The following is a 10,770-nucleotide window of genomic DNA, read 5'->3' on the forward strand; positions in this document are numbered from 1 at the left end:
CACAAGAGCCAGAGGGAGAAGTCGAGTCATGACGGTAGCATTCCTAGCGTGGGAGATTTCATTAACTAAAGATTAATTAAAGAATAATTAACGGACCTGGGTGTGTCAAGGGTCACTTCGAGGCCCGTGTGAAAGCATGGTGAGCATGGCAAGACCACGGAATCAGACAGCCCGCCGGGATCAACTCGTAGCAGCAGCAGGACGAGTCCTGCTGGACAGAGGGTCATCAGCGGCCCGCCTTTCCGACATTGCCAACGAAGCGGGCGTCACCCCGGCTGCGGTGCTGTACTACTACCGGGACGTCGACGAGCTCTTCAGCGAGGTCTTCCATCAAGGAGTTACGGAGTACTGTGACCGCCGGGAGGCCCGCATCCAAGCCGAAAGCGACCCTGAAGCGCAACTGAGGGCCTGCATCCACTCGGGCGTACCTTGGCCCGGGGAAAGCGAAACCGCTTCCCGGATCCTCGTGGAACTCATCCCAGTTTATCTGCGCAACAAAGCAGCCGCTCGGCAGCAAATGGCGTTCGTGGAGCGTCAAACGAACCTTTACAAAGGGATCCTGGAACGAGGCGCGCAGGAGGATGCCTTCACCCTCTCAGCGCCAGCCGGATTCTTGGCCCGGAGCTTCGTAGCCCTCGAGGACGGCCTCGTTATGGATGTACTCCTCGGCGACCTGACGCCGGAAGACGAGTACGAATTCCTGATCAGCTACGCGACGAACATGGTAAAAGCCAAGACCGGCAACAACTTGCATCTCAGCTGACTCCCCGAGCAACAGCGGACACAGGCAAGTTGACGGGCGCCACTCATCGGGCGCCCGCCCCGGTGCGTCGGCATGCTCCGGCGATGCAGTCCTCAGGGTCGTTGACCCCAAAGGATGCCGCGGCATCCGGACCGACGTGGGCCCAGATCCGCGAATCGCCGGGGATCACAAAAAAAGCGCCCACGACTTCTACCGCCGGAAGATCGAAGAACAGGAGAAGTACCTGCCGAGCTTCACGACGCGGCAGCCGCGCGTGCGGTCCTGAAAGAAGTCAAGGAAGACTCGCCAGGCTCTCGCACCCAGCCTCCTGCGCGCGAAGAGTGCCTGGTTCGACCACTCCCCCAGGTTCACGAAAGGTCCAGTATCGGCGTTATATAGGCAGTGGAAGTAGCTTCGAGAGCTCCTGTCGATGGCCACTGCCCCCGGAGCCGCGCCCCGCGAATCTCGTGAGCTATCACTCAGAGTTCGAGAGGCCCCTCAACCACAGGGCCGGGAGTTGAGGATTGCATCCCTTTTTATATTCGAGCGGCGGGGTACAGCTGCGAGGTGAAACGTGAAAGGTTCTGCAGGCACTCCCTTATCGCAGGCGCGGCGAAATGCAGCGGATTCCAGACGCCGAAGAGAGTGAACACGAGGTCCTTTCCCCGATGAGTGATGGGCATGGCGTGCACCCCGAAATTCGGATCATCCGAGAGCACGCAGATGCCTTTGCCGGCGGCTGCCAAGGCTTGGCCGACCACGGCCGAGCGTACTTCAAATCCGGTCGTGTAGGTGAGGCGCTCAGTGCTAACAGCATCATCGAACATTGTGCGGACACCAAAATCAGCGGTCATGGTTATGAGAGGCCATTGGACGAGTTCCTGGAGGCTGATTTTCTCCCTCCCGGCAAGAGGGTGTTCGGCGTTGCACTGGGCCCAAAGGAACGCCCTGCCAACTACAACCGATTCGAGCTCGGATGGTGGGGGCTTTGTTCCCAGAGCAAAGTCAGCCTTACCGTCCTGCAACGCCGAGTAGACAAACTCAGGGGTCGCCTCGACAACATTGGTCAGGACTCCATCGGGCCCCTGCGAAACAATGAAAGGGGCGATGATGTCGGCAACGGTGGCAGAGGCTGCCGCTATCGTAAGCCGTTGCACCGAACCTCCGGCCATCGCCCGCGCGGATGATTTGGCCTGGGCGGCGCGGGTGACCAGGTCCTTGGCGATGGGCAGAAACGCAGTGCCCGCCGCGGTCAGCGACAATTTTGCTCCTGACCTATCGAAGAGGGTGAGTCCCAGGTCCTGCTCCAAGGAGCGAAGCTGCCGGGATAACGATGGTTGGGCCACCCGCAAAGAGCGTGAAGCAGCATTGATTGATCCTTCATCAACGATGCTCAGGAAATACGTCAAGTGCCTCAAGTCCACTATGCCTCCCAGGTATGAGTTTTACTCATCATAGGCATTTCCCAGGCATAGGTACACCTAGTTAGACTCGTCACACATCCCACCCTTCTTCAAGGAGTCTCTGTTGGCACTCTCATTTCCACACCCGGCTCGGACCGTGCTTGTCACGGCCACAGCCGCCGTCGTTGCCCTTAGCGCGGCGGGATGCAGTCCTGCCGCACCCAAAGCTTCTTCCGGCCCCGACGTTTTCTCTGTGGCCGCATCTGCAGCCATCACTACGTGGGATCCGGTTCGTTCGTTTTCCACCGAAGCCCTCTACATGGGCAACATATACGAACCCCTGCTTTGGAAGAACCCTGCAGGTTCCGCAGAAGCGTATTCCCCGGCAATAGCCGAGTCCTGGAGCGCCAGTGCCGACGGAAAATCCTGGACATTCAAGATCCGCTCCGGAGCCACCTTCCACGACGGCGAGCCGATCAATGCCGCGGCGGTCAAAGCCAGCATCGACGCTGCCAGGGACCATGCAGCGGCATCCTTCATCTGGGCACCGGTGGAGAGCGTTACCGCCCCGGACGACTCCACTGTCACGCTGCAGCTGAAGTACGCTGCGCCGATGGACCTCGTCGCCTCCTCGACCTACGGCGCCTGGATCGTTGCCCCGAAGGCCCTGGCCGCATCCGCCAAGAATGACAAGTACTTCGAGGCCGGAATCGACGCGGGCTCCGGCCCCTACACCATCGACTCCTACAAGCCCGGCTCTAAGGTCGTGCTGAAGAAGTACGACGGCTACTGGAACAAAAAGGCTACATCGCACTTCGACTTTGTCGACATCTCTATCACCCCGGATGCAGTCACGGCCCAGCAGATGCTGACCGCAGGTGAGGTGGACTACGCGACCAACATTCCCTTGGAAAACGTCAAGACCCTGGCCATCGATCCGAAGTTCACGGTGAAAGACTTCAACTCACCGTTCAACTTCCTGGCCATGTTTAACACCAGCCGCGCACCACTCAACGACCCGGAGGTCCGCCGCGCGCTCAGCTACGCGATTCCGTACAAAGAGATCATTGACATCGGAGGGCAGGGCTACGGCACGCAGTCCCACGGCCCTGCTCCCAGCGGCATCTTCCCCTACAGCCAGGACGTCCCGCAGTACTCCCAGGACTTGGAAAAGGCCAAGCAACTATTGGCCTCAGCTGGTCATGCCGACGGCATGAACCTCAAACTCACCTACGCCTCCGAGAATCCCGCGGAAGCACGGTTTGTACCACTGATCAAGGACGCCTTCGCCAAAATCGGTGTGAAGCTGGACGTGAAAGCCGAACTTTTCAACCAGCAATGGGACAGCGCAAAGGCTGATCCTCAGAGCGCCCAGGACATCTTTGTACTTAACTACTGGCCGACTTACAGCGACGCCGGCAGCGACAATCTCACGACGCTGTTCCATTCCAGCGAAAAGCCATCCTTCAACCTGAGCTATTGGAATTCCCCGGAGTACGACAAATTGGTTGACAAGGCGGCAACCTTGACGGGAACGGACAGGGACGCAGCCCAGGGCCTTTATAAGGAAGCCATGGACCTCCTCTATAGGGAAGCACCTGCCGCATTCCTCTACGATGCCCGCACAGTCTCAGTCGTTCCGGCCGGGTTGGAAGTTCCCCCCTTCAACGAAAATTACCCGTTCACGGCCTTCTTCGCCCCCATCAAACGCGCCGCCTAAACGATACGACGCAGTCAGGGCCCGGGCTGCACCAACAAAGCCCGGGCCCTTGCCCTGCCCGCCCATCCCGCCACACCAATCAAGAAAAGGAGAACCATGTTGCGTTTCGTCGCCCGGCGGCTCATCACCTCGGTGCTGGTTCTCGCCGTGCTCACAGCGAACGTCTTCATCCTTGCCCGCATCGTTCCCAGCGACCCGGCCGTCATCTACGCCGGCCCGAAGGCGCCCCCAGCCGAGCTGGACAGGGTCCGGGAGCACCTCGGCTTTAACCGTCCGATCCTCGAGCAGTACTTCGACTACGTCGCAAAGCTGATCACCGGGGACTGGGGCCAGTCCCTTGCCACAAAACGCCCCGTGTTGGACGAGCTGTTCACCCGCCTCCCAGCCACATTGGAACTCATCGGGTTTGCCATGGTTCTCGCTGTTTCGGCAGGGGTCATCTTGGGCGTGGTTGCCTCCCACCGGCCCGGCGGATTCATCGACGGAGCAATCCGTTTCCTCTCCATCGGAGGGATTTCCGTGCCCGCCTTCTGGCTCGGACTACTCCTTCAACTGTTGTTCGTTGGGGGGCTGGGCATACTTCCGGCCACTGGGCAATTCAGCAACTCCATCAAATACTCCAACCCCATCTCTCACGTGACCGGGCTTCCCCTGTTAGACAGCATGATCACCGGCAACGGCGTGGCCTTCACCGATGGGTTGCAGCACGTGATACTGCCGGCCCTCACCTTGGCCGCATACCCTCTCGGACTCGTTGCACGAATGACCAGGGCCGCCATGCTCGATGTCATGAACCAGGATTACATCTTCACCGCCAAGGCCTACGGTCTGAGGGAGACCGCCATCCGTTGGCGCCTGGCCCTGAAAAATGCTCTACCACCAGTCCTGTCTATCGCCGGAATGGCTGCCGCCTACGCCCTGACCGGAACATTCTTCGTCGAAGCTGTCTTCAACTGGCCAGGAATTGGGCAGTTCGCTACATCTTCGATGCTTGCAGTGGACTACCCAGCCATCATAGCAATTACGCTCATGGGCGCCACAGCATACCTGCTGGCCAACCTCCTCGTGGACATCCTGCAATCCCGAATCGACCCCAGAGTGAGCATGTCATGAGCCCCACGACCCAAATCCCCGCCCCGACCCGTTCCGGGCCGGCCGGAGAACAGGCCACCCTCAAACCGATCAAACTACTTAAACAGACCCTGGGCCGTGACCGTTTGGCCGCTGTTGGCGCGATGATCATAGTCCTTGTCGTAATCCTTGCTGTTTTTGGGCAATGGCTGGCACCTTTCCCTGATCAGGGCATGGGGGCGACCAATGCCTCGGCCCGAAACCTCGCTCCCAACGCCTGGAACTGGCTCGGCACCGATCAACTCGGTCGTGACGTTCTCAGCCGCATCATCATGGGCGCGAACCCGGCGCTGACCATCTCTGCCGTCGTTGTCGCGGCCGCGGCCCTCATCGGCATTCCCCTCGGCGCTGTCGCCGGATACTGCGGCGGCTGGCTCGACGAAGCCTTGATGCGTGTGACCGAGATCTTCCAAGCCTTCCCGCCTCTGCTCCTGGCCATGGTGACCGTTGCGATCCTGGGGCCCAGCCTGACCAACGCCGGCATCGCCTTGGCCATCAGCTGGTGGCCCTGGTATGCGCGCCTTGTACGAGCGGAAGCAAAATCCCTTCGGGAACGCTCCTATGTCGAAGCAGCCCGCGCCATGGGCATTCCGCAACTGCTCATCATCAGCCGCCATGTACTTCGCAACTGCATGACACCCATCCTCGTCCAAGCCACCGTCGACATCGGCACTGTGATCCTGGCCGCCGGGTCCCTGGCATTCATCGGCCTTGGAACGCAGCCGCCCCTGCCCGACTGGGGTCTCATGGTCGCTGAAGGGCGCGGGCTCATATTCAGTTCCTGGTGGATAGCCACCTTTCCGGGCCTGGCCATCTTTCTGGCCGTCCTGGGATTCAACCTCCTCGGAGATTCGCTGCGCGACCTCCTTGACCCCAGGCAGGTAAAGCGATGACCCACGTACTTAGCATCCGCGACCTCAACGTCGAATTCACCGACCGGGGAACGCTCACCAACCGCCCCGTCCGCGGGATCGACCTCGATGTTTCCGCCGGTGAAATCCTCGGCCTGGTGGGGGAAACCGGGTGCGGCAAGTCCCTGACAGGACTCGCAGCCTTGGGGATCCTTCCACGCGGCGCACGGCGCACGGGGCAAGTGACCATCGGCAACGATCCCTCACAGGCCTCGTCAGAAGCAGGCGGCTCGGTGGCCATCGTATTCCAAAACCCCGGAACTGCCTTCAACCCTGTCTTCACGCTCGGCCGCCAACTCAGCGATGTCCTGAGCCGGCACCGGCAAATCTCGAGGTCCGAAGGCAAAGCTGAAATCATTCGTCACCTAAGCCTGGTCGGCCTTCCCGACCCTGAACGGGTCTACCGCAGCTACCCGCACCAATTGTCCGGCGGAATGCTGCAGCGGGCCATGATTGCCATGGCTCTGCTACGCAAGCCCCGGCTTTTGATCCTCGATGAGCCCACAACGGCTCTTGACGTCACTGTTGCCCGGCAAATTTTGGTCCTCATAGACGAACTCCGACACAAGTTCGGGTTCGGTGTGCTGCTCATCAGCCATAACCTTGGCATCATCCGCGATGTCTGCGACCGCGTGGCAGTCCTCTACGCAGGCAGGGTGATCGAAACCGGAACCGTCGACGCGGTCATGAACAACCCCCGCCACCCATACACCCGCGGCCTCCTCGGCGCCCTCCCAGCAGGCCGAACCCACGGCCAGCGACTGACCGCCATCCCTGGAACAGTCCCGGGGAACCTCCTATCCCTCACCGGGTGCGCCTTCAGAAACCGTTGCTCACATGCAGTCACCGACTGCTCCCTCACCGACCCGCTGCTCACCGAGACCGGGCCACACCAGGCAGTCGCCTGCCTCCAGGAAGGCGAACTATGACCAACGTTCTCACCCTCGAAAACATCGTCAAAACGTTCCCGCACCAAAGAAGAGTCTTCACCGCAGTCGACAACGTCTCCCTCAGCATCAAGGAAGGTACGGTCTACGGCCTTGTCGGAGAGTCCGGCTCCGGCAAAAGTACCCTCGCCCGCTGCGCCATGCAGCTGATGCGCCCAACATCCGGGCGGGCTGTCTTTGAAGGACATGACCTCGGCAAGCTCGAACCCAAGGCACTGCGCACCATTCGTTCCCGGATGGGAATGGTACTTCAGAATCCAGTGGCGTCTTTGAATCCACGCATGACTATCGGCGCTTCAGTGGCAGAGCCCCTCCGGACCCACACTGCCCTGAAAGGGCAGGCCCTCCAAGCAAGAATAAACAATCTGCTTGATGAGGTCGGACTGGGAGCCGAACACACCCACCGGCTCCCGCATCAGCTATCCGGAGGACAGTGCCAACGCGTCGGCATCGCACGCGCCCTGGCCACATCGCCCCGTCTCCTCATCCTGGACGAACCCACCAGCGCCCTTGATGTTTCCGTCCAAGCCCAGATTCTGAACCTGCTCCAGGACCTGCAGCAACAAAAAGGGCTCACATATCTGCTCATCTCCCACGACCTGGACGTCGTCCGCTATCTCAGCGATGACGTTGCGGTTATGAAGACCGGAAAGATCGTAGAAAGCGGAACAGCCGAACGGATCTTCACAGACCCACGGCACGACTACACCCGCAGACTCCTCGAGGCAGCCCCAGGGCACGGCCGACCCGAAATGGCCGACTCCCACACTCTCCCCACCCTCACCACGCAAGGCAACGACTAAACATGCTAAAGGCAACAGCTAACAGTTCTCTCCTGACCAGCCCCGGCAAGATTGACCGCTATGCCGGCCAGGACTTCAACGAGCACGTCACCCTGGACAACTGGCAAGAAAGCCCATTCAATCGCTGGGGCTTCGCTCACATCAGCGAACTCATTACCACAGCAACGATCCGTCGAGGCAGCACATCCCTGCCCTCTACTGGAAACGATTCAGTCACCACGGAACACGCGGAGAGGTGGCACAGTGTTGAGGAGTTCCTGGAATCCACGCACACAGATGCCATCGTCGTACTTCAACACGGGAAACTGGTCCTGGAACGCTATTTTGGCTCTTTCCAGCCGCACGACCGGCACGTCCTGATGTCTGTTTCTAAATCCGTCTGCGCGCTTACCATGGGTATTTTGGTGGGCCGGGGACTCATAGACACGCAACAGCCTGTCCACCACTACGTCCCGCCGCTGAAGGGAAGCGCCTACGGGAACGCGACGGTCCGCCAAGTACTCGACATGACCGCCGCAGTCCGCTACAGCGAGAACTACCTGGATGCGGCCGCTGAAGTCCAGCAGCAGGATAGGATCGCCGGCTGGCGCCCCAAGCTCGAAACAGACCCAGAGGACACTTACGAATTCCTCACGCTCCTCAAAGCTGCCGGAGAACACGGCCGATCATTTCAGTACTGCTCAGCCGGTACAGACGTGCTGGCATGGATCATCGAGAACGTCACCGGCAAGCGATACGCCAAAGTCGTCTCCGACGAACTGTGGTCCCAGCTCGGGACACTCGATGATGCACTCATCACCACTGATTCCGGTGGTTTCGCATTTGCGAACGGAGGAATCGCCTGTACCGCACGAGACTTGGCCAAGATCGGACAGCTCATGCTGGACGACGGGAAAGCCAACGGGCAAACGGTCGTCCCATCATGGTGGATCAACGACACGATGCGCGGCGGAGACCCGCAACTGGCCAGAGGAACCGGCTACCAGAAAGTCCACCCCAATGGCTCCTACCGAAACCAGTGGTGGGTCCCCGGAGATAGCCGAGGCACGGTCTACGCCGCAGGCATCCACGGCCAATTCATTTGGATTGACCCCGTCAGCGACACTGTCATAGCGAAGTTCTCCTCTTGCCCACAGCCGGTTGCACTCGAACTCAGCCGGGCACACGCTGAAGGCTTCAAGCAAATGGTCAGCATCCTGGAATACACCAGCTGATTGAGGCGACCCCTCGGAGCGCAGGTCCTCAGGAATCCCCACTAAATAAAGGTCAAAGGATAAAAATCGCCTCCACAGGTAATCCGAAGCAGACCGCCGCCCGGTGGCTGTGCACCCAATTGCCGGCCTTCCGCTGCCCATCACAGAGCCAAACCGACTGCTGCAAATCCCGGTTTCCCACTCTGCTCGTTGCCTGCCCCTGAACTTCAGGGTTCGATTCCTGCTCCTGACAACGAACCACAAAGGCTCGGACGCAACCTGACACTCCTGGCGGTCCTCCCCCCTTTCCCCGACATATGGGCCCTTATCGGCACCGTGTAAGGGCGCAGGAAGTCGCCGTATCTGGACAAAAGCTCCCCAGTTTCAATCCCGGTCAATGACGAGAGGAGGAAGACGTGGAGGTGCTGCGCGTATTCAACAACAACGTCCTCGCCCGCGCCGCCAACAAAGGAGTGGTCATTCTCACCGGACGCGGCCTCGGGTTCCAGCGAAACCTGGGCAGCAGGTAGACGAAACCAAAGTGGTACGCGTCTTTGTCCCCGAGGACGGGCGCAACGCAGACAACTTCGGCGCCCTGGTGGCGGCCATTCCTCCCGAACACCTGACACTGGCCGACCAGGTACTGGAAATTGCCCACAGCGGTACAAACACGGCCTCTTCCTGACGGTGAGCAGGGACCAGCCTGCCCACTCCAAACACAGTCGACAGTGCTGGCGTACTAGCAGTCACCTGCGGCCATCGCATCTAAGGAATCAACACCTGTACCCCGGTAGAGCACCAAACGATAGGGAATGCTTGGAAAGCGGAGGCGAAGACATCTGGCACGCACGAAATGTGGCTACGAGAGGATTCAAAGTGCTATCGCAATCAACTTCCAACGCCCGTCTAGCGGGCAAAGTCGCGTTGGTCACAGGCGCTACTTCCGGTATCGGGGAAACAATCGCCCGCAGACTGGTAGCCGAAGGTGCCCAGGTGCTGGCAACCGGGCGGTCAATCGAGCGAGGGCAACGACTTGAAGCGGCACTCGGTTCCCAGCTGCACTTCTATTCCACGGACATCAAAGACGAAGAATCAGGCAATTCCCTCACGTCCGCAGCAGTTTCACGCTTTGGTCGACTCGACGTGCTGGTCAACAACGCCGCGGTCGATCACACGGGAGACCTTCTGTTAGTTCCCGACAAGGAGATCCGAGAAGTCTTCGAAGTCAACACTTTCGCTGCCATCCGCCTTCTGCAAGCGGCCGCCCGAACCATGCAGGAAGCTGGCGGATCGATCATCAACATCACTTCACGTTTGGCCTCAATCGGAGTGCCCACCATGGGGATTTACAGCGCCAGCAAGGGAGCAATGCTGGCGCTGACGAAGGCTGCAGCCGTGGACTTGGCCCCCTACAACATCCGAGTAAACGCCGTTGCCCCAGGCATGACAAAGACACCGCTGTACGACGAGTGGCTGGAAACGCATGCAGATCCAGCAGCGGCCGAAGCAAGGGTTGTTGACCAAATCCCCCTTAAACGGCTTGCACTTCCAAGCGACGTGGCCGGAGCCGTGGCATATCTGGCCTCGGATGAAGCCTCTTACATCACCGGCACCTCGTTGCCCATAGACGGCGGATACACAGCTCAATAGCCGCCGGTGACTCGATGGAGGGCGCCGGCATCAGCGACGGCGATGAACTGATCGTGAACCGGGCCCTCGAGCCGCGGGACGGGTCCGTGGTCATCGCCGTGCTGGACGGGGAGCTGACCATCAAGCGGCTGCGGATCACGGGAGCCGGCGTCGTGCTGCAGGCGGAGAACCCGGCGTACCCGGATATCCGGGTCCCGTCGGTCTCGGATCTGGTCATCTGGGGCGTCGCGACCCGGTGCCTGCACCATGTCTGAGGCCAGCCATGTCTAA

Annotated in this window: 11 protein-coding genes and 1 pseudogene; 11 read left to right on the plus strand and 1 reads right to left on the minus strand. The window is 60.1% G+C overall.

Features of this window, described 5'->3' with window-relative positions:
- Positions 1-145 precede the first annotated feature (145 nt).
- Entirely contained in the window at positions 146-763 is a 618-nt protein-coding gene (locus MRBLAR12_RS07975) for a TetR/AcrR family transcriptional regulator (RefSeq protein ID WP_229995507.1), read from the plus strand.
- A 515-nt stretch (positions 764-1,278) separates the two neighbouring features.
- On the opposite strand, the gene MRBLAR12_RS07980 is transcribed toward MRBLAR12_RS07975, so the two are convergent.
- The gene (locus MRBLAR12_RS07980) at positions 1,279-2,151 is read right to left on the minus strand and encodes a LysR family transcriptional regulator (RefSeq protein WP_229995508.1); all 873 of its coding nucleotides are present in this window, start codon (positions 2,149-2,151) and stop codon (positions 1,279-1,281) included.
- 118 nt (positions 2,152-2,269) lie between these two features.
- On the opposite strand from MRBLAR12_RS07980, the gene MRBLAR12_RS07985 reads away from it, so the two are divergent.
- The 10 genes and pseudogenes from MRBLAR12_RS07985 to MRBLAR12_RS08030 all read left to right on the plus strand — a co-directional run.
- Positions 2,270-3,865 carry an ABC transporter substrate-binding protein gene (locus tag MRBLAR12_RS07985; protein ID WP_229995509.1) on the plus strand — a complete coding sequence of 532 codons (1,596 nt, stop codon included), beginning with the start codon at positions 2,270-2,272 and terminating at the stop codon, positions 3,863-3,865.
- Positions 3,866-3,961: 96 nt separating this feature from the next.
- On the plus strand, positions 3,962-4,978 hold the full coding sequence (locus MRBLAR12_RS07990; protein ID WP_364744961.1) for an ABC transporter permease: 1,017 nt from the start codon (positions 3,962-3,964) through the stop codon (positions 4,976-4,978).
- A complete protein-coding gene (locus MRBLAR12_RS07995) occupies positions 4,975-5,889 on the plus strand; it encodes an ABC transporter permease (RefSeq protein ID WP_229995477.1) in 915 nt (304 codons plus the stop codon). Before MRBLAR12_RS07990 ends, MRBLAR12_RS07995 begins: the two co-directional genes overlap by 4 nt.
- Positions 5,886-6,836: an ABC transporter ATP-binding protein gene (locus tag MRBLAR12_RS08000; RefSeq protein WP_229995476.1), complete on the plus strand. Its 951-nt coding sequence runs from the start codon at positions 5,886-5,888 to the stop codon at positions 6,834-6,836. Before MRBLAR12_RS07995 ends, MRBLAR12_RS08000 begins: the two co-directional genes overlap by 4 nt.
- Positions 6,833-7,657 carry an ABC transporter ATP-binding protein gene (locus MRBLAR12_RS08005; protein ID WP_229995475.1) on the plus strand — a complete coding sequence of 275 codons (825 nt, stop codon included), beginning with the start codon at positions 6,833-6,835 and terminating at the stop codon, positions 7,655-7,657. The genes MRBLAR12_RS08000 and MRBLAR12_RS08005 overlap by 4 nt, the downstream gene beginning before the upstream one ends.
- Before the next feature lie 2 nt (positions 7,658-7,659).
- Positions 7,660-8,871 (plus strand): serine hydrolase domain-containing protein, encoded by a 1,212-nt coding sequence (locus MRBLAR12_RS08010; RefSeq protein ID WP_229995474.1) that lies wholly within the window; start codon positions 7,660-7,662, stop codon positions 8,869-8,871.
- A 395-nt stretch (positions 8,872-9,266) separates the two neighbouring features.
- Positions 9,267-9,380, plus strand: coding sequence for a CAT RNA binding domain-containing protein (locus MRBLAR12_RS08015; protein WP_229995473.1), 114 nt, complete (start codon positions 9,267-9,269; stop codon positions 9,378-9,380).
- A gap of 11 nt (positions 9,381-9,391) precedes the next feature.
- Positions 9,392-9,535 carry a hypothetical protein gene (locus MRBLAR12_RS08020; protein WP_229995472.1) on the plus strand — a complete coding sequence of 48 codons (144 nt, stop codon included), beginning with the start codon at positions 9,392-9,394 and terminating at the stop codon, positions 9,533-9,535.
- A 191-nt stretch (positions 9,536-9,726) separates the two neighbouring features.
- The gene (locus MRBLAR12_RS08025) at positions 9,727-10,500 is read left to right on the plus strand and encodes an SDR family NAD(P)-dependent oxidoreductase (RefSeq protein ID WP_229995471.1); all 774 of its coding nucleotides are present in this window, start codon (positions 9,727-9,729) and stop codon (positions 10,498-10,500) included.
- Between the two features lie 5 nt (positions 10,501-10,505).
- Positions 10,506-10,754 (plus strand): annotated as a pseudogene (locus tag MRBLAR12_RS08030) (LexA family protein); the annotation flags it as partial.
- Positions 10,755-10,770 lie beyond the last annotated feature (16 nt).

The organism is Arthrobacter sp. LAR12-1-1.1, from assembly GCF_040676555.1.
Taxonomy (GTDB): domain Bacteria; phylum Actinomycetota; class Actinomycetes; order Actinomycetales; family Micrococcaceae; genus Arthrobacter.